At 57.1% G+C, this 19,220-nt stretch carries 19 protein-coding genes and 1 tRNA gene; 18 read left to right on the forward strand and 2 right to left on the reverse strand.

What is annotated here, in order from left to right; translation table 11 throughout:
- Position 1: 1 nt before the first annotated feature.
- From J2J98_RS03765 to J2J98_RS03825, 13 genes are all read left to right on the forward strand, one after another.
- Entirely contained in the window at positions 2-1,072 is a 1,071-nt protein-coding gene (locus J2J98_RS03765) for a radical SAM/SPASM domain-containing protein (RefSeq protein WP_207602372.1), read from the forward strand.
- 112 nt (positions 1,073-1,184) lie between these two features.
- A complete protein-coding gene (locus J2J98_RS03770; protein ID WP_138393892.1) occupies positions 1,185-2,201 on the forward strand; it encodes an N-acetylneuraminate synthase family protein in 1,017 nt (338 codons plus the stop codon).
- On the forward strand, positions 2,201-2,875 hold the full coding sequence (locus J2J98_RS03775; protein ID WP_246569389.1) for a glycosyltransferase family protein: 675 nt from the start codon (positions 2,201-2,203) through the stop codon (positions 2,873-2,875). The genes J2J98_RS03770 and J2J98_RS03775 overlap by 1 nt, the downstream gene beginning before the upstream one ends.
- The gene (locus tag J2J98_RS03780; protein WP_207602374.1) at positions 2,857-3,825 is read left to right on the forward strand and encodes a PseG/SpsG family protein; all 969 of its coding nucleotides are present in this window, start codon (positions 2,857-2,859) and stop codon (positions 3,823-3,825) included. Before J2J98_RS03775 ends, J2J98_RS03780 begins: the two co-directional genes overlap by 19 nt.
- Positions 3,822-4,523, forward strand: coding sequence for a WbqC family protein (locus tag J2J98_RS03785; protein ID WP_138393889.1), 702 nt, complete (start codon positions 3,822-3,824; stop codon positions 4,521-4,523). The genes J2J98_RS03780 and J2J98_RS03785 overlap by 4 nt, the downstream gene beginning before the upstream one ends.
- Complete coding sequence (locus tag J2J98_RS03790; protein ID WP_207602375.1) at positions 4,520-5,152, forward strand: PIG-L deacetylase family protein; 633 nt, start codon at positions 4,520-4,522, stop codon at positions 5,150-5,152. Before J2J98_RS03785 ends, J2J98_RS03790 begins: the two co-directional genes overlap by 4 nt.
- Positions 5,137-6,003 (forward strand): motility associated factor glycosyltransferase family protein, encoded by an 867-nt coding sequence (locus J2J98_RS03795; RefSeq protein ID WP_064710836.1) that lies wholly within the window; start codon positions 5,137-5,139, stop codon positions 6,001-6,003. Before J2J98_RS03790 ends, J2J98_RS03795 begins: the two co-directional genes overlap by 16 nt.
- Positions 6,000-6,926 carry a TIGR04325 family methyltransferase gene (locus J2J98_RS03800; protein ID WP_138393887.1) on the forward strand — a complete coding sequence of 309 codons (927 nt, stop codon included), beginning with the start codon at positions 6,000-6,002 and terminating at the stop codon, positions 6,924-6,926. Before J2J98_RS03795 ends, J2J98_RS03800 begins: the two co-directional genes overlap by 4 nt.
- A complete protein-coding gene (locus J2J98_RS03805) occupies positions 6,917-7,795 on the forward strand; it encodes a glycosyltransferase family 2 protein (protein ID WP_138393886.1) in 879 nt (292 codons plus the stop codon). Before J2J98_RS03800 ends, J2J98_RS03805 begins: the two co-directional genes overlap by 10 nt.
- 41 nt (positions 7,796-7,836) lie before the next feature.
- On the forward strand, positions 7,837-8,799 hold the full coding sequence (locus tag J2J98_RS03810) for a class I SAM-dependent methyltransferase (protein WP_246569418.1): 963 nt from the start codon (positions 7,837-7,839) through the stop codon (positions 8,797-8,799).
- Positions 8,800-9,143: 344 nt separating this feature from the next.
- Positions 9,144-9,944, forward strand: coding sequence for a CgeB family protein (locus tag J2J98_RS03815; RefSeq protein ID WP_245296556.1), 801 nt, complete (start codon positions 9,144-9,146; stop codon positions 9,942-9,944).
- Complete coding sequence (locus J2J98_RS03820; RefSeq protein ID WP_138393883.1) at positions 9,944-10,756, forward strand: class I SAM-dependent methyltransferase; 813 nt, start codon at positions 9,944-9,946, stop codon at positions 10,754-10,756. Before J2J98_RS03815 ends, J2J98_RS03820 begins: the two co-directional genes overlap by 1 nt.
- Entirely contained in the window at positions 10,753-11,724 is a 972-nt protein-coding gene (locus tag J2J98_RS03825) for a hypothetical protein (protein WP_207602376.1), read from the forward strand. Before J2J98_RS03820 ends, J2J98_RS03825 begins: the two co-directional genes overlap by 4 nt.
- A gap of 39 nt (positions 11,725-11,763) precedes the next feature.
- Here J2J98_RS03825 and rfbB read toward each other — a convergent pair whose 3' ends face one another.
- Complete coding sequence (gene rfbB, locus J2J98_RS03830; RefSeq protein WP_207602377.1) at positions 11,764-12,819, reverse strand: dTDP-glucose 4,6-dehydratase; 1,056 nt, start codon at positions 12,817-12,819, stop codon at positions 11,764-11,766.
- Between the two features lie 183 nt (positions 12,820-13,002).
- Here rfbB and gmd point away from each other — a divergent pair, with 183 nt between their 5' ends.
- From gmd to J2J98_RS03845, 3 genes are all read left to right on the forward strand, one after another.
- Positions 13,003-14,064, forward strand: coding sequence for a GDP-mannose 4,6-dehydratase (gene gmd / locus J2J98_RS03835; RefSeq protein ID WP_207602378.1), 1,062 nt, complete (start codon positions 13,003-13,005; stop codon positions 14,062-14,064).
- Positions 14,065-15,015 (forward strand): GDP-L-fucose synthase, encoded by a 951-nt coding sequence (gene fcl / locus J2J98_RS03840; RefSeq protein ID WP_207602379.1) that lies wholly within the window; start codon positions 14,065-14,067, stop codon positions 15,013-15,015. It abuts the gene before it with no gap.
- Positions 15,016-15,520: 505 nt separating this feature from the next.
- On the forward strand, positions 15,521-16,543 hold the full coding sequence (locus tag J2J98_RS03845) for a methyltransferase (RefSeq protein ID WP_207602380.1): 1,023 nt from the start codon (positions 15,521-15,523) through the stop codon (positions 16,541-16,543).
- 67 nt (positions 16,544-16,610) lie between these two features.
- On the opposite strand, the gene J2J98_RS03850 is transcribed toward J2J98_RS03845, so the two are convergent.
- A tRNA-Gln gene (locus tag J2J98_RS03850) sits at positions 16,611-16,684 on the reverse strand.
- Between the two features lie 245 nt (positions 16,685-16,929).
- On the opposite strand from J2J98_RS03850, the gene J2J98_RS03855 reads away from it, so the two are divergent.
- The gene (locus J2J98_RS03855) at positions 16,930-18,486 is read left to right on the forward strand and encodes a Ppx/GppA phosphatase family protein (RefSeq protein WP_138393879.1); all 1,557 of its coding nucleotides are present in this window, start codon (positions 16,930-16,932) and stop codon (positions 18,484-18,486) included.
- Between the two features lie 10 nt (positions 18,487-18,496).
- Entirely contained in the window at positions 18,497-19,216 is a 720-nt protein-coding gene (locus J2J98_RS03860; RefSeq protein WP_064706216.1) for an RlmE family RNA methyltransferase, read from the forward strand.
- The last annotated feature ends 4 nt before the right edge of the window (positions 19,217-19,220 follow it).

The raw sequence follows: 19,220 nt of genomic DNA on the forward strand, positions 1-19,220 counted from the left end.
ATTGAACGAACGTTACGTTCCGATCAACAAAGGCAACTACTCGATGGACACGGATGAGCGCGAGGCCGCGTTCGACAGATACCGTGGCGAGGGTTGGGAAGCTGAATACGCCGATTACCGGCGCAAATGGTCGGAATATGCCCTGAACCAGCAGGTTTCGGATTATCCGTTGCTGGTCGATCTGGAGCTGGCGTCGATCTGCAATCTGCGCTGCCCGATGTGCTATACGATCAGCGACGAGTTCAAGAAGCACGTCAATACGACCCGGATGGACTGGGACCTCTATTGCCGCATCATCGACGAGATCGGTGGCAAGGTTCCGGCAATCCGCCTGTCGCTGCGCGGCGAAGCGACGCTGCACAAGCGCTTTGCCGACTGCGTGCGTTATGCCAAGGACCATGGGATCAAAGAGGTCTCGACTCTCACCCATGGCTTCAAGCTCAACAGGGATTATTTCGCCCAGCTCGTCGATGCCGGCATCGACTGGATCACCGTTTCGATCGACGGCACCGGTGAGACCTATGAGCGGATCCGCAAGCCGATCAAGTTCGAAGCTCTGCTCGACAAGATCAAGGACATAAAGAAATACAAGGAGGAGCGCGGTCTCCACCGTCCTGTCATCAAGGTGCAGGGTATCTGGCCGGCGATCCGGGAAAATCCGGATCTCTATTATGAGACGTTCGCGCCTCATGTGGATCTGGTCGCCTTCAACCCGCTGATCGATTATCTCGGCAACGATTCAGATATTGCCTATCTCGACAACTTCACATGCCCGCAGCAGTACCAACGCCTGGTGATTGGTGCCGACGGATTGGTCATGAAGTGCTCGAACGACGAGGAAAACCGCGAGGTCATCGGCGATGCGAACACCGAGACCGTGCATCAGATCTGGCACGGGGAAAAGATGAACGCCGTGCGCGCTTTGCACAAGGAGCCGCAAGGTTTCCTGAAGAGCGAGGTCTGCCGCAGGTGTTATCTGCCGAGACAGACCAATGACGAGACGGCTGAGATTTGCGGCCGGCAGGTCATTGTGCGGAATTACGTCGACCGTAGTCAGGAAATCGGACAGTAAGCGGCCAAATCCGCGCGGTACGGCCAGACGTCGCCAGGCCTATAGTTTAAGGGCTGCGATCGCCGTCAGAGCGAGGCGGCCTTGCCGGTCGTGAATTACAGGGAGTAACAGGATGTTCCGGAATTACCGGCCTGATCGGTGCTATATCATCGCTGAGATCGGCGGAAACTTCACGACGTATGATCAGGCAAGGCGCCTGATTGACGAGGCGAAGGCGACGGGGGTCGATGCTGTCAAGCTCCAGACCTATCGCGCTGAGACTCTGTCGAGCCGCAACGCGATGTTCGACATGGAGAACACTGGCGTTACCTCCCAGTTCGAACTATTCCGTAAATATGAAATCGGACACGACCTTCACGAAGCGGTTTTCCGCTACGCCGAGGAGCATGGGTTGGACTGGTTTTCGTCGCCCTCACATGAAACGGATGTCGATCTGCTGGAGAAATGTGGAGTGGGGGCCCATAAGGTAGGCTCGGACGACGCGGTCAACATTCCCTTTCTCCGCTATCTGGCAAAAACGGGTAAGCCAATTATCCTGTCGACGGGGATGTCGACGCTCGACGAAGTTCGGGAATCCGTCGCGGCAATAAAGGCGGCCGGCAATGACAAGCTCATTCTGCTGCACGCCATTACAAGTTACCCCACACATCCGGAAAATGTGAACTTGCGTGCAATGCAAACGATGATGGAAGCGTTTCCGGATCTCGACGTTGGTTATTCCGACCATACCTTGAACCCCGTCGCAAGCCTGTGTGCGGTCGCAATGGGCGCCCGCGTCATCGAGAGGCATTTCACCTATGACAAGACCGCCGACGGTCCCGATCACATGCTTTCCGCTGATCCCGCGGAAATGAAATGGCTCGTTGACGCGATACGCGCGTTCGAGATCATGAAAGGCAGTGGCCGCAAGGAGCCGGCTGCGAGCGAAGCGACGACGAGATTGAACAATCGCAAGAGCGTTGTCGTCAATCGACCACTCAAGGCCGGCCATGTCATCTCAGCCGGCGACATTTCCGTCAAGCGGCCTGGAACAGGAATTGAACCGAAGCATTTCGAAGCTCTCGCAGGACGCCGGGTTGCAAACGACGTCGATGCGGACGCGGTGCTCCAGTGGAGCGATCTGGCGTGATGCTTGGGATCATCATCCAGGCGCGGATGGGATCGACGCGGCTGCCGGGCAAAGTCCTTCGCGACATCTCCGGCAAGCCCCTTCTCGCACATGTTCTTGGTAGACTTCAGATGTTGAAGCGCCCGGCCAAGATTGTCGTTGCGACATCGGCGGCCAGCGAGAACGATATCATCGAAGACTGGTGCCTTGAGCACGGAGTAAGCTGCTTTCGTGGCGACGAAGCCGATGTGCTCGACCGCTATTTCGAATGTGCAAGATCACTTGGGATGTCGGATATCGTGCGGTTAACCGCAGATAATCCTTTCACCGACATCGATGAACTCGAGAAACTGATCGACTTCCACGAAAAACATGGATTCGACTATACCCATGCGTTCGGCCAGCTGCCTATCGGCGTCGGTGCCGAGATATTCACATTCGAAGCCCTCACGCGCAGTCATCGCGAGGGGAGGCTGCCGCATCATCGCGAGCACGTGAATGAATACTTCACCGATCGGCCTGAATTGTTCAAGATTGGTCGGCTTGAGGTGCCCCAAGCCAAAGTCGCTCCGGATCTGCGCCTGACGGTGGATACTGAGGAAGACTGGAGACGTGCCTGTGCACTCGCAGCGCTGGCGGGTGGAACCTGGCTCGGGACAGAAGAAGCAATCAGGCTATGTTCGTCTTCTGCATAGAAAGTTCGCATGCACGTGGCATGGGCCATCTGTTTCGGTCGCTGACGCTCGCCTCCGAGCTGCGTACCCGCGGTCATACGGTCCGATTTTTGGCGAACGATCATCCGAATTCGTTGAGGATCATCCGCGAGCGCGGTTTTGATGTGTCGCTTTATGATCTCGCCGTCGTGACGGGATGGGAGAAGGATTTCCTGGAAGCCGCTGCTTCCTCTCCGATCTGGATCAACGACCGCCTTAATACGCAGCGGCTCCATACCGAGACGATCAAGGGCTTGGACGCGAAGCTTGTTACCTTCGATGATCGTGGTGATGGCGCGGAACTTGCCGACTTGAATATCTGCGCTCTCCTGTTCGAAAACACGGAGGATCTGAAAGGCAGGGATGTTCGGCTGGGGGTGGAGTACATGATCCTCAATCCTGAAATCGCGACATATCGCCGAGTTCGGGAAAAGCTTGCATCTATACTTGTCACACTTGGCGGCGCCGACACTTACGGCGTGACGGTTCGCGTTGCAAAATGGCTGAGCAGCAATCCCTTCCCTGTCACGATCGTCACGGGCCCTAGCTTCCAGAACATGGCAGAGCTTGAAGAAGTGGTCGTCGCGACCGCTGCGCCGGACCGGTTCAGGCTGTTGAAGCAGGTGCCTTCGCTTGCGGCAGAGATGTATGGTCACGATCTGGCAATTACCGGTGGCGGTCTTACGCCCTTCGAAGCCTGTGCGGCCGGCTTGCCGTGCGTCGTGATCGCCAATGAACCTTTTGAAATACCAGTCGGCCGCGCTCTTGAACAGTCGGGCGCAGCGTTCTTCGCCGGCCATCACTCGGCATTTGATCTCGGTGTTCTGGAAACGGCGATTCCCATCAGGAGCATGAGCGAGACTGCCATGACCACGGTCGACCTTGGCGGGGTGGGTCGCGTGGCCGATTTGCTGGAGAGGTTGGCTGCATGACCCTGACAGCAGTGATTCATCAGCCGGACTTTGCCTCCTATCTCGGCTTTTTTCAGCGTTTTCTGAACGCCGACCTCTATATCGTTCTGGACCATGTCCAGTTTGTTCACGGAACGAGCAAAAGCTGGACCCACCGTGACAAGATAAAGACCGCGCTGGGAGATCGTTGGCTCACTGTCGGAATCAAAAAGCCCAGCTTCGGCACCCCGATCAACGAGGTGGAACTGGCGACCGGTACTGGATGGATAGACCAGAACCTTTCCCTGCTTCGCGAAAACTATCGGAAGTCTGCTGGCTGGAGCGAAGTTTTTCCTCGCATTGAGAGCCTCTATGACAAGCGGTTCGATCTGTTGGCCGATTTCAACATGCATTTCCTGGAAGGGATTCTGGATATGCTTGAAATTGCGATGCCAACGGTGCGCTCGAGTACACTAAGCCCGCAAGGGCATAGGAACGAGTTGCTCGTCGAACTGCTGCGCAAAGTGGGAGCGACACGCTATCTCTCCGGCCTTGGCGCACGCGATTATATGCGGCCGGAAGTATTCGAGGCCGCCGGCATCGAAGTCGAATGGCAGCATTTCGTCCATCCGGTTTATCCACAGCCGTTCGGCGAGTTCATTCCCTATCTCAGCATTCTCGACACACTGCTGAATTGTGGTATTGCAGGCACGCGTGACCTGCTCTGGAGTTGTAAATGAATATTCTCGCGATCGGTGCCCACTTTGACGACGTGGAACTGGGCTGTGGTGGTGCAATGGCGCGCCATGCAGCAAACGGCGATACGGTTTACGTCTATGTCGCCACCGTATCCGGCTTTTCCAACCAATATGACCAATCCGTCCGCAGCAGCCAGGTCGCCAGAGCGGAGGCGGATGCTGCGATGGAAATCCTGGGCGTCCACAAGATGTTTTGCGGCGAATTCAAAACGCTCCAGATCGAGTTCGTCGACCCGCTGAACATCGAGATCCTGAAGCTCGTGCAGGATCTGAAGATCGACATGGTCTACACCCACTGGGTCGGGGACATCCATCATGACCATCTCGCTTTGTCGCGCGCGTCGCTGCACAGCTGCCGCCACGTGCCCCGTCTCCTGATGTATCGCAGCAACTGGTATCATTCGACCGTCGATTTCAGGGGGAATTTCTACGTCGACATCACCGCCCATTGGGACCAGAAGGAAAAAGCGATTCTTGCCCATGAATCCGAAATGGAGCGCACGGGGCGGAAATGGGTGAGCTTTTTCCGCAACGAAGCCGAGAACGCCGGCCAGCGCATCGGCGTAAAATTCGCCGAAGTCTTCGAGGTGGTGAAGTGGCTGCAGCCCTGAGAAAGATTTTGACCTTTGGCTCCATGCTGCTCCCCTATGGTGTGCATGAGTTGAAGCGCAGGCTAAGGAATCGTCACAAGTTATCTGCTGATGTCGCGAGATCGCTGGCAGAAAATAGACCGCTTGCCGGGCTGCACGCGGGTGGCCGCTGTTTTATTTTGGGCAATGGCCCGAGCGTCAAGGGCTTGGATCTGTCGCGGCTTCAAGGCGAAAATGTCATAACCGTTTCCAACGGTTACCTGCACTCCGATTTCGACAAGTTCCAGTCTCTGTATCATTGCGTTCCGCAAATTACCTACGGATTGATGACATCGGAAGACGTGGTCCGCTGGTTTGAGGAGATGCATTCGCATTTGGGAAGGACGGAGCTGTTCCTCAGTTCCACGGAAGCGGAGCTGGTTCGAAAACACAATCTGTTTTCAGGACGAAAAGTCCGGTATCTCGTGCTCGCCGAAAGCTTTGACGAAAGACCATCGGTGGATATCGTCGATATCTCCAAACCGGTGCCGCGTGTCGATTCGGTGCCGGTGATGGCCCTGATGGTCGCGATGTATCTTGGTTTCAAAGAGATCATCCTGCTCGGCGTCGACCACGATCGTTTCCTCTCATCGCCCTACCAATACGCGTTCGAACTCAAGGTGCAAAAGGGGAAAGATTTCACCGTCAATGCGGACGGCACCCCAACAACGAACCGTCACGACGACTTTCAGCAGGCGGCCCGGCTGTGGCGACAATATCGAGCCATTGCAAATATCGCGAGAGCGAATGATATCCACATCTTCAATTCCACGCCCGGTGGCGCGCTGGACGAGTTTGAGCGACGGCCTTTCCAAGCTTGGTTTGAAGTATGAGACGGTTTGCTTTTTCGCTGCCGGGAATCCACTGTTTATTTGAGGTGACTCGAGAAGCACCTCAAGCGCGGGAACAGGACATTTGGAGCGAATTTCGGCGACATAACATTGTTTTCGACGGGCCTTACGATAGTTGGCGCTCAGCCGCGGCTGCTTCCGATGGATATGATGCGCCGGCCATTCTTGCCAAGGTTCTTGAAGCGACACGTGCAGTTGTCGAAGGTCGAGCCGCATATGAGCGAGACACTGTCATTTTCACGGAGAAAAGCTACTCCCATCCGCTGCTTGCCTGGCTTCTCTATGTTGCATCCAGATCCGATCTCCGCTTGAGGGTCGTTGATATTGGGGGCGCGTTGGGAAGTTCCTATTTTCAGAACCGAACGGCACTTGCGCATCTTGCGGATGTGAAATGGTGCGTTGTCGAGCAACCACATTTTGTGAGCGCTGGTCGAACAGAATTTGAAGATGACAGATTGAGTTTTTCCGACAGTCTGGAGGAGGCGATTGACCGCGTGAAGCCTGACCTTGTTCTGCTTTCCGGCGTTCTCCAATATCTTGAATATCCTCTTGAATGCCTGGAAAGTCTGCTGTCGGGCGGCGTCAAATTCATCCTGATCGATAGGACTGCGGCGCAATTCGATGTCGCAGCCAAACCTTTTGTGCAGCGTGTGCCGGCGTGGATCTACAGCGCGAGCTACCCGATCTGGTTCCTAAACGGGAATGAACTGCATGATAGTTTTGCCAGGCATGGCTATGAGGTATTGGACCGTTTCCAGCCAGCCGGGACATTTGGCTCCGTGACTCCGCCACCCTTGCAAGAACTGAAGCGTTGGGGCATTGGCGTTTCACCAGCGCCGCAGCAGCACGAATGGCCTTACATTGGCTGGTTTCTCGAAAAGCCGGAAATTCAGCGATGCGCGTGAACGTCATTATCCCAGTCTTCAATCGTCTGGAACACACCCGGCGGGTGTTGGAAGCTCTCAGGAGACAAACTCTCGTCAACGCGCTGACAATCGTCGTTATCAACGACGGTTCGACCGATGGTACGGCAGAATACCTGAAGTCGCAGGGCGATGTGGTCGAAATCCGAGGCGACGGCAATCTTTGGTGGGGGGGAGCCATCGAGGAAGGGCTGAAATACGTGCTTCCGTCCTGTCAAACGGAAGATTACATCCTGTTTCTGAACAATGACACCTGGTTCGGCGAGCATTATGTCGAGACATTGGTGCAGACATCCAGGGCAAACGGTGACGCTGCCGTCGGAAGCGTGATTCATGAGGAGGGGCGGGATCCGCCTCTCGTCAGCATAGGGGCAAAGCTGAACGTCAACAGGCTTGCCGTCTGGGATCTCCTCTCGGAATTGAGCGAAGCCGAAAAGCGATCGCCCAGTGGCCAGTATTGTGTCGACGCGTTGAGTGGTCGCGGAACGCTCTATCCGGCGCACCTGTTTCGCAGATATGGCGGCATGCGGCCTTACCTTTTGCCGCACTATATGGCCGATTATGAAATTGCCATGCGTTTTGCGCGTGCGGGGGTGCCCCTGGTTGTCAGCAGCAAGGCAATCGTCTATTCGCCTCCAGTCTATGGAAATGACGCATCCAGGCTTTCATGGCGAAAACGGTTGTTTGGCAGGCGTTCGCCTCACAACGTATTTCAGCGTCTAATTTTCTACTCGCTTGTCGGGTCGCCGTTACAACGTATCAGCGCGCCGATCCGCATGGCGTATTTCTCGTGCAGCCGCGCGTTTTCGACGTGGAGGTCATTGGCGAAACGAAAGGAAGAAACGATATGAGCGGCGGCCAGCATCAGCATTGCATCGCATGCGGATCGAACATGCAAATCTTCATCGAGCGCATCAGCGACGACCGATATGGCTGCCCCGGCGTCTACTCGATAGATCGGTGCGTTTCCTGTGGCCACATGTCGACGGCGCCACGGCTGACGGAGGAAGACCTGCCGGCGCTCTACAGCAATTATTATCCCCGTCGGGAGATCGATTTTGATGCGCTGGAGAAAGAGGCTGCTCTCGTCGAGAAGCCGTTCGCCGGTCTTCGTCGTTGGATTGCCGGTACCGATAACCAAGGACACTATCTGGCCAAGCCGGGGGAGAAGATATTGGATATCGGCTGCGGTTCGTGCCTTTCTCTTCTGGAGATGCGTAAGCTCGGCGTGGAATGCTGGGGTGTCGAGGCCGATCCGAACGTCCGTACCATTGCCGAAAGATATGATCTCCGTGTCCATATCGGCAATATCTATGACGTGCCGTTCGCAGATCAGAAATTCGATCTCATCGTGCTGAACCAGGTCATCGAACATGTGCCCGATCCGCTTGCGTTGCTCGCGGCTCTGAAGGATCGGCTAAACAGCGGCGGCCGCGTCATACTGGCGTTCCCGAACACGGGTTCCTTCCACCGCAAACTGTGGAAGGAGCGTTGGATCAACTGGCACATTCCGTACCACCAGAACCACTTCAATCGTAATTCTTTTGCCCTGCTGGCGCGAAAATCCGGTTACGACGTCGGGCGTATCAGGACGATCACTCCCAACCTCTGGTCAGTGCTTCAGCTCAAGACCTCACGGGAGCAGCGACAGGAAGGAAAGGCGTCCAGTACCTGGTCGGAAAGCGGCAGTTCTCAGAATCGGCCGAGCTTCATTCAAAAGCTCCGCAATGTCGCGGCTTCGCGCGGCGCCCGCCTTGCCGGTGTCATGCTGGGCTTGGGGAACCGGGCTCTGGACGCAATAGGTCAGGGCGATAGCCTCTTGGTAGAACTCCGACTATCCGCGGCGAAGAACTAGGATTTAGAGTCATGCGGATTGCCGTATTCGATACCTACTATTCCCGATTTCTAACGACCCATTATCGTCGCAATCGGGATTTGAGGTCGGCTTCCTCTCAAAGGCAGACGGATTCTCTGCTCGAGGCCGCATTCGGCACGTCTGACTTCTATTCGCGCCACCTGAAGGGCCTAGGTTGCGAAGTCATCGATATCATTGGAAATTGTGTTCCGCTTCAATCGGCTTGGGCGAAGGAGAACAACGAACCATTCAGCCCATGGGCGATGAAACTGCCACATCGGTTCTTCAGGTTGCCTTATATCGGGGCACGCCTGGCGGCGCTGCCTGGATTGCTGGAGGTTGCGATGGCGCGGGTTCGAGCATTCAAGCCGGATGTGCTCTATTGCCAGGATCTCAGCTTCTTTCCTCCTCATGCTTTGACCGAGCTGAAAAAGACTGTGCCGTTGATCGTGGGCCAGATCGCTTGTCCGTTGCCGCCGGACGGCTTCTTGCGTCCATATGACCTCATTCTGACGTCCTTCCCACATTTCGTGCCTCGTTTTCACGAGATGGGTATCAAATCCGAATATTTCCGGATTGGCTTCGACACTCGGGTGCTCGAAATCCTCGGGGACGTTCCACGGGATGTGCCGGTGAGCTTTGTCGGCGGTATAAGCCGCCATCATGGCAAGGCGATCCCTTTGCTCGAATATCTTGCCGAAACTACGCCGATACAGTTTTTCGGCTACGGCGCCAGGACGCTTCCACGCTCCTCTCCGATCCGTAAACGCCACAATGGCGAAGTCTGGGGCCCGGATATGTACCGCGCTCTGGCTCGCAGCCGGATCACTATGAACCGACACATCAATGTCGCCGAAAACAACGCCAATAACATGCGGCTCTATGAGGCCACCGGTGTGGGATCGCTGCTGATAACCGACAGGAAAGATAATCTCGGTGAGATTTTCGAGGTGGGTAAGGAAGTGGTTGCCTATTCCACTCCCGAGGAAGCGACAGAACTCATCCGCTACTATATTGACCACCCCGACGAGGCTGATGCCATCGCGAAGGCCGGTCAGGCAAGGACGCTGAAGGACCACACCTACAAGTCGAGAATGGCAGAACTGGTGCCGATCCTCGAACGATATCTGGAGAAACTGGGCTGATGTCGTTTCTGCGCGCGAGTCTCAATCGCTTCCCAGGGGTGAAGAGCCAGTTGAAGCGATTGCGTGAACGGCTGTCGCCGGCGACATCGATATCGTCTCACTATGTGGAAATAGATGCGTCTCGTCGCGACAGCGAAAGTTCGCGCCTTGCCGCATCTTGGAAAGCGAGTGATCTACCCGCCCGTCAGAGGGCTCTTGTCGAGCGCCAGCTGAAGGAATATCGCAACGGCGCTTCCATCGATGTATTCGATGTTTTTGCCGCCGCTCTGCGCAGGATCGACAATCTTCCGGCCAATGGTTCGCTGCTCGAAATCGGTTGTTCCAGCGGATATTATTCCGAAGTGCTTGATGCGAGTGGCTTGCCGCTACGCTACCGCGGCTGCGATTATTCCGATGCTTTTATCGATATGGCGCGCAGCACCTATCCGGCACTGTCGTTCGACGTGGAGGATGCGACGCGGCTCAGCTATCAGGATGAGGCTTTCGATGTCGTCGTCTCGGGATGTTGCCTGCTGCATATTCCCAACTATGAAGCGGCCATTGCAGAGAGCGCCCGTGTTGCCAAGGAATACGTGATTTTTCATCGTACGCCTGTTGTCTATGGCGAGCCCACCAAGTATTTCCGCAAGCAGGCCTATGGCGTCGAGACCATAGAGATCCATTTTTCCGAGCCGCAGCTATTGGACATGTTTCGAGTTCATGGCCTGGAAGTCCAGGCTAGCTTCACGCTGAACGAGAGCGCCGATCCACGTGATAGTAGCAAAGGCAATGCAAGCCGCACCTATTTGTGCAGGAAACAATCCCAATCATGACGACTTATTTTTGTACCCTTTTCGACAGCGGCTATCTCATCAAAGGGATGGCCATGATGGAGAGCCTCGTCCGGTGGTGTCCTGACGCGCATGTTTTCGTGCTTTGCATGGACCAGCAGACGCAGGAGATTTTGACCGCCTCCAAGAGGCCCTACATCACCTGCATCGCTCTTGCGGATATGGAGACGCCGGAACTTCTGGAAGCCAAGAAATCGCGTGGCGTGGCTGAATATTGCTGGACCCTGTCTCCGTGTCTGCCGAGTTTCGTGCTGGAGCAGCATCCGGAAATTGATTTCATCACTTACCTTGATTCCGATCTGCTGTTCTATTCACCGGTCACCCCGATTTTCGAGGAAATCGGCAATAGTTCCATCGCGATTATTGAACACCGTTTTGCCCCACGGCTGCAGAACCGCGAAATTAACGGCCGTTTCTGTGTTGAATGGGTGAGTTTCCGGCGCGATGAAGAGGGGATGCGCTGCCTTGCGCGCTGGCGCGAGCAATGTATTGAATGGTGCTACTATCGCCTGGAAGACGGCAAGATGGGCGACCAGAAGTATTTGGACGAATGGCCGGATCTCTATCCAAATTGCCATATCATCGAGCATCCGGGAGCCGGAGTTGCTCCCTGGAATTACGAAAAGCTGCATTTTTCGCGGGATGCGTCGGGCAGGATCGAGGTCGATGGTTCGCCTCTGATCTTTTATCACTTCCACCAGTTTCAGTTGCTGACCAACGGCATGTTCGATCGGCTGTCAGCTTTCTACACCTCCGTTTGTAAGGAGCCGACCGCTGTCTACGAGGCGTACGAGCGCGCTCTCATGTGTGCCCTGAAGGTGATCAGGATGATTTCTCCAGGCTTTTCCGGCGGCCTTCGCCCCTTTTTCAAGGTTAAAGCGCGCAGATGGGTGCAACGCCATGTACCCCGCCCGGTCATAAGTTTCTTGCACCATTTCATCAGGTATTGACGTCACGCACACGGACAGAGCCTTGCCTTTCCCAAGTTGTTATTGGTACTGGCGGTCGATCCATTGGCGGTAGCTGCCGCTTGTGACGTTCTCTACCCAGGCTTCGTTGGCGAGATACCATTCGACGGTTTTGCGAATGCCTGTCTCGAAGGTCTCGTTGGGACGCCAGTCCAGTTCCCTCTCTATCTTGGCCGCATCGATGGCATAACGGCGATCATGGCCTGGCCGATCACGTACAAAGGAAATCTGGCCCCTGTAGCTTGCCCCGTTTGGCAGGGGTCTCAATTCGTCGAGGATCTCGCAAAGCGTGTTGACGACCGATAGGTTCGTCAGTTCGTTCCTGCCGCCCACATTGTAGGTTTCCCCGACTTCTCCTCTCTCCAGAACACGTCGGATCGCGCTGCAATGATCTTTGACGAAGAGCCAGTCGCGTATCTGCATCCCGTCTCCGTAGATCGGAATCTGTTTCCCCGAGAGGGCATTGTGAATAACCAGCGGAATAAGCTTCTCTGGGAAATGATAGGGACCGTAGTTGTTCGAACAGTTCGTCGTCAGAACAGGAAGGCCGTAGGTGTGATGATAGGCGCGGACCAGATGGTCGCTCGCGGCCTTGCTTGCGGAATAAGGACTGTTGGGTTCATATTTGCGATGTTCGCTGAAGCCGGCCTCGGCGGGAGCAAGTGAACCATAAACTTCGTCCGTCGATATGTGAAGGAAGCGAAAGTGCTCCCGGAACTGCTCGTTCTGGGAGGCAAGAAATCCGCGGGTCGCCTCCAGCAGGCGAAATGTGCCGACGATATTGGTCTGGATAAATTCTTCTGGCCCATGGATCGATCGGTCCACGTGACTTTCCGCAGCGAAGTTAAGGATGGCGCGAGGCTGATGGGAGCGCAGCAGTTCTTCGACAAGGCCGTAGTCCGCAATGCTGCCTTTGACGAAGAGGTGGCGCGGGTCGTTCCAAACGGAGGCGAGATTCTCAACATTGCCGGCATAGGTTAGGGCATCAAGGTTGACGACCGGCTCATCGTGAAGCGCGAGCCAGTCGAGCACGAAATTCGCACCGACAAAGCCGGCGCCTCCCGTCACCAAGATCATGTTTTTCCCTTTGGACATCTGATAAATGGAAAGCTCTAGTCTCATTGCGCCAACCCGCCGTCAACCGAAGAGATCGGCAATGCTGTATTTCGTTTGTCCAGGTGTCGGTCACATTGGGGTTGCGCTAGTTCGGGCGTTTCCATAAACACCTCCCAAAGATTGCATCGAAAGACGACGTGAAAAATGACGAAAACTGCGCTTATCACCGGGGTGACTGGTCAGGATGGTGCCTACTTGGCCGAATTGCTTCTGAGCAAAGGCTATACGGTGCATGGCATCAAGCGGCGGTCCTCGTCTTTTAATACCGGCCGCATCGAACATATCTATCAGGATCCGCATGAAGCCCATCCGCGCTTCATCCTCCACTATGGCGATATGATCGACTCGACCAATCTTCTGCGGATCGTGCAGCAGACACAGCCTGATGAAATCTACAACCTTGCCGCACAAAGCCATGTCGGCGTCAGTTTCGAAACGCCGGAATATACAGCCGATGCCGATGGTATCGGGACGTTGAGGCTGCTTGAGGCGATTCGCATCCTGGGTCTTGAGAAAAAAAGCCGATTCTACCAGGCATCGACATCGGAACTCTACGGTCTCGTGCAGCAAGTGCCGCAGAACGAGAAGACCCCGTTCTATCCGCGCTCTCCCTATGCCGCAGCCAAGCTCTATGCCTACTGGATCGTCGTGAATTATCGCGAGGCCTACGGCATGCACGCGTCGAACGGCATTCTGTTCAACCATGAAAGCCCGCTTCGCGGCGAGACCTTCGTCACGCGCAAGATCACGATGGCCGTGGCTGCCATCAGCCTCGGCCTTCAAGACAAGCTTTTCCTGGGCAACCTCGACGCCAAGCGCGACTGGGGCCACGCTCGCGAATATGTCGAGGGCATGTGGCTCATGCTGCAACAGAACAAGCCGGATGACTACGTCTTGGCGACGGGTGAGACAACGCGTGTCCGCCAGTTTGTCGAGTGGGCCTTCGCCGACGTCGGCATCACCTTGGAATGGAAGGGGTCCGGCGTCGACGAAAGGGGTTATGACTCCGCCTCCGGTAGGTGCCTTGTGGAAATCGATCCTCGATATTTCCGCCCGACGGAAGTCGATCTTCTGCTTGGCGACCCGACCAAGGCGCGTCAGAATCTGGGCTGGCACCATAAGACGCCGGTTCGCGAACTCGCAGCCGAAATGGTGCGCGAGGATATCAAGCACTGGAAGGCTCAAGGCAGCCGGAAAGAGATCTGAGTGTACGACTTATCCAACAAAAAGATCTGGGTTGCCGGTCATCGTGGTATGGTTGGCAGCGCTCTTGTGCGCAGGCTTCAATCGGAAAATTGCAGCATCATCACGGCTACCCGCCGGGAAGTCGACTTGAGGCGCCAGGACGAGGTCGAGAAATTTGTTGAATCAGTTCGACCTGATGCGGCCATCCTCGCCGCTGCAAGAGTTGGCGGCATCCTCGCGAATGACAGCTATCCCGCAGAATTCCTCTATGACAATCTTATCATCGAAGCCAACATCTTCGAAGCCGCCCACCGAGCGGGAGTGGACCGGCTTCTCTTCCTGGGGTCAAGCTGCATCTATCCCAAACTCGCTCCACAGCCGATTCCCGAAGAGGCGCTGCTGACCGGTCCGCTCGAGCCGACCAACGAATGGTACGCGATTGCCAAGATCGCCGGTATCAAGCTCGCGGAGGCCTATCGTAAGCAATATGGTCGCGATTACATTTCGGCCATGCCGACCAATCTGTACGGCCCGGGCGATAATTTCGACCTGAATTCCAGTCATGTAATGCCCGCCCTCATCCGCAAGGCGCATGCCGCGAAACTTCGCAAAGACCCGCACATAGTGGTCTGGGGCACAGGGACCCCGCGCCGGGAGTTTCTTCACGTCGACGACTGCGCCGACGCCTTGGTGTTTCTGCTCAAAACATATTCGGGATCGCAGCACGTCAATGTCGGCTCGGGCACGGATCTCGAAATTATCGAGCTGGCGCGTTTGGTATGCCGCGTTGTTGGTTACGAGGGCGAGATCATTCATGATCTTTCTAAACCCGACGGCACGCCGCGAAAGCTGATGAGCAACAAGAAGCTGCAGGACATGGGCTGGAAAGCAAGCATCCCGCTTGAGGACGGCATCCGAGCCACCTACGCTTGGTTTCTGCAGTCCGAAAATGGAGCCGATCCAGCGGTCTGATACCAGGCGGTCAAGATCAGCATTTTGCAATTCCCGCGTCGATGTTCGCGGCATGGAGGCGTCGCCTTCAATTCCTCGTGGTGCCCAGATTATCCCGTGAATGTCGGCCAAATCCGCATGGCTGCCGGAGCGAGGAAGGTCCCAATGACCCGTCGGCTTTGTGGTGACAGGCGGCGATGCGCGGCAACTGCTCCAGCCGGTTAACATTCGCTCCATTCAGTTTCTATCCTTGTCAGCTCGGAAATCGCGTTCTGGCAGCTGTGAAATCCGGAACCGCATTGTCGTCTGAACTTTCACTCCCCGTCAGGATAAAGGCGAAAGGGTGGTTCGCTCTGCGTGGAAGAGCAATCGCGTCTCTTGTCGACGGCCGCAGGACAGCTCTGCCATTGCGGCGGGGAACCCGATAGGGTTAGCGCGGTGAGTATTGTAGGGAGACCGAATATACGCATAATTTCTGCGGCTGGCGCTGCCAGGCAAGATCAGTCGAAATTCTTGGGGGAATTCCATGGAAACAATCATCGGGGATGCCCATGCTGGCGCAGTGTCGCCTGAACTTGTAGTCGATGCACTGTTTGCATGCCGAAAGACGGCGGCGATCAGAGCGGCCATCGAGCTTGATCTCTTCACTCATATCAGCGAGGGCAAAACGCCAGCTGTGCTGGGGTCGGCAACAGGCGCCTCGGAGCGTGGGGTTCGCATCCTCTGCGATTACCTTGTGGTCCATGGCTTCCTGACCAAGGAGGGCGAACGGTACAGAACGACGCCCTCGACCAGAATGTTCCTCGATCGCAATTCGCCGGCCTATATGGGCTCCGCTGTCGAGTTCGTCGCCGCACCCGAAGTACTGGATAACTTTCTGCGCGACCCGGCCGCCATCGTGCGAAACGGCGGTTCGGCCGGGCTCGCGAACATGTCGCCAGACAATCCGGTCTGGCTGAAATTTGCGCGCGGCATGGGCTCCTTTACCGGGCTCAGCGCCAAACTACTGGCTGGCGAAATCTCCGGCTGGCCGGTCTCCCCAAAGAAGGTGTTGGACATCGCCGCAGGTCCAGGCGTTTTCGGGATAGAAATTGCCAAGGCCTTTCCATCGTCTGAGATCGTCGCCGTCGACTGGGGCGCCGTCTTGGAGCTGTCGAGGCAGAATGCGGAAAAAGCCGGCGTGGCGGACCGCTACCGGACGATCGCCGGCAGTGCCTTCGATGTGGAGTGGGGCACGGGTTATGACCTCGTCCTGCTTCCGAATTTTCTGCACCATTTCGATTTGCCGACATGCGCTGAGCTGTTGCGAAAGATCATCGCGAGCCTTGCAAAGGATGGTCGGATCGTGGCGGTCGATTTTGTGCCGAACGAAGATGGCGTGTCGCCGCCTTTTCCCGCGGCCTTCTCCTGGGAGATGCTCGCCAGCACGCCAGCGGGCCAGGCTTATAAGGAAAGCGAGTTGGCTGAGATGGCAAAAATGGCCGGACTAGCCGGCGTCACGGTCAAACCGATGCCGCCGACGCCTGCAAGCCTCATTCTCTTTGAATAGCCGCAACAAAAAGCCGTCTGTCCTATTTTGTCGACAGAACCGAGCTCATCTGAGGTTGAAGAAGGACTGGCTGGGGAACCTGGATTCGAACCAAGATCGACGGAGTCAGAGTCCGCTGTTCTACCATTGAACTATTCCCCAGCAAGCGAACCGGCGGGCGGTTCGGCTGGTGTGCGGCGCTTATAAACAAAAGCCCGGCGATTGCAAATACCTGTTTTGAAAAAAATCGGCCCTCTCAGCCAAGGGGCGAACCTCTTCCGCAAAGCCCTCTGCCAAAAAAGAATTTGGTGATTTTGGCGGCCGCTGATATTCTTGCGGCAACGCAAAAATCGAATGAGCGCCTGCTGCATATCCCAGGGACTTGCGCGGCGCGGTGGAAAAACAACGTGGAAGACCCCGAAGGCGGCGCCAAGCCGCAATTTGACGGGGCGACGGCGGCAGGGCGCAGGGACGGCAAGAAGTCCAGGCGCCGCAAGGGCAAGCGAGGCGGGCAATCCCGCAATGCGGCTCATCCCGCTTCGCATGAGCTTTCCGGCGGTGCCGGACAGCCTGCGCGCCCGATAGAAGATGCAGCCGGGAATCCGGCCCGCAAGCGGAAGCGTCGCCGTCGTGGCGGTCAGGGCGCTTCACAGCATGGCTCGCTTCAAAACCAGGCGGTGGAACAGACAGGCGCGGTAGCCAGTGCCGCCCGGTCCGGGGCCGAACAGGCATCGAGCCGGCGCAACCGCCGGAAGCATCGCGGCAAGCGCGGGCTGCAGGGCCGGCCGCTGTCATCGGCAAAGCCTGCCCATGTCCCGCTGCAGGAAAGCCGCGTCGATGAGACCGCGCTCAGTGCCGTCCCCGGCGAGATGCAGAACGGCGCGGCCGACGGCCGTAAAGGGCGCCAGGAGAGCATCGGTCGCCAGGGGGATCGCCAGGCCGGCGAGCACGCATGGCCGGACGAGCTCTATGCTGCGCTCGATCTCGGCACCAATAATTGCCGTCTGCTCATTGCCCAGCCGACCCGTCCGGGTCAGTTCCGCGTCGTCGATGCCTTTTCTCGTATCGTGCGGCTCGGGGAAGGCCTTGCCGCCAGCGGTCGTCTTTCCGACGAGGCGATGGAAAGGGCGGTCGAGGCGCTGAAAATCTGCGCCGGCAAGCTCAGGAACCGGGAGATCCGCCGCATGCGGCTGATCGCCACCGAAGCCTGCCGCCAGGCGATTAATGGCGCGGAGTTCCTCGGCCGAGTCGTCGCGGAAACCGGCCTCGAGCTTGAAATCATCGACCGGGAGACCGAGGCGCGGCTTGCGGTCTCCGGCTGCTCCTCACTCGTCGGCCGCGAGACCCGTTCCGTCGTCCTCTTTGATATTGGCGGCGGCTCATCGGAGATCGCCGTCATCCGCATCGGCGACAATCGCTTTAGCCGGCTGGCCAATCACATCACCCACTGGACCTCCCTTCCGGTCGGCGTCGTGACGCTGTCGGAGCGTCACGGCGGGCGCGACGTCACGCCGGATGTTTTCGAAGGCATGGTGCGCGAGGTCGAAGCCATGCTTGGAAGCTTCGATTGCCCGCAGATCGAGATCGCTGAGACCGGCGACTTCCACCTGATCGGCACGTCGGGCACGGTGACGACGCTTGCCGGCGTTCATCTCGACCTGCCGCGTTATGACCGGCGCAAGGTCGACGGCATCTGGCTCTCGGATGACGAGGTCTCCGCCATGCAGGCAAAGCTTCTCTCCTGGGATTTCGAAAGCCGCGCCGCCAATCCCTGCATCGGGCCGGACCGCGCGGATCTGGTGCTGGCGGGTTGCGCCATTCTCGAGGCGATCCGCCGCCGCTGGCCGAGCCCGCGCATGCGGGTTGCCGATCGCGGCTTGAGGGAAGGCCTGCTCACCGACATGATGGCCGATGACGGCGTATGGCGGCGCCATCGCAACCGCCGAGGTCAGCGGGCGAAATAGGGGGAAGGGCATGACAAAGGCACCGATCGCGGGAAACCGCACCGGCCGCAAGCTCGGCCAGCGCGTCAAGAACAAGAAGATGAAGGCATCCTCCCGCCAATGGCTGCAGCGCCACATCAACGATCCCTATGTGCAGCGCGCCCAGCTCGAAGGCTATCGCGCCCGCGCCGCCTTCAAGCTGTTGGAGATCGACGAGAAATACCACATCCTGCGCGGCGCCAAGCGCATCATCGATCTGGGGGCAGCTCCTGGCAGCTGGTCGCAGATCGCCGCCAAGGTCACCGGCTCGACGGATGAGGACGTGCGTGTGGCGGCGATCGATTTCCTCGAAATGGCCCAGCTTCCCGGCGTCAAGATCCTGCAGCTCGATTTCCTCGATCCCAGTGCGCCGGAAAAGCTGATGGAGGCTGTTGGCGGCACGCCCGACCTCGTCATCTCCGATATGGCCGCCCCGACCACGGGCCACCATCGCACCGATCATCTGCGCACCATGCATCTTTGCGAAGTCGCAGCCCACTTCGCCATCGAGGTGCTGGGGGAGGGCGGGCATTTCCTCACCAAGACCTTCCAGGGCGGCACCGAGCGTGATCTGCTCGCCATGCTGAAGCAGAACTTTCGCCAGGTCGTCCATGTCAAGCCCGCCTCGTCGCGCGCCGAATCGGTCGAAATGTTCCTGCTGGCCAAGGGCTTTAAAGGGCGTAAGACGGAAGGCGAAACAGAAGAGGGTTGATCTT

Origin of the sequence: Rhizobium bangladeshense, assembly GCF_017357245.1 — a bacterium.
Classification (GTDB): Bacteria; Pseudomonadota; Alphaproteobacteria; order Rhizobiales; family Rhizobiaceae; genus Rhizobium; species Rhizobium bangladeshense.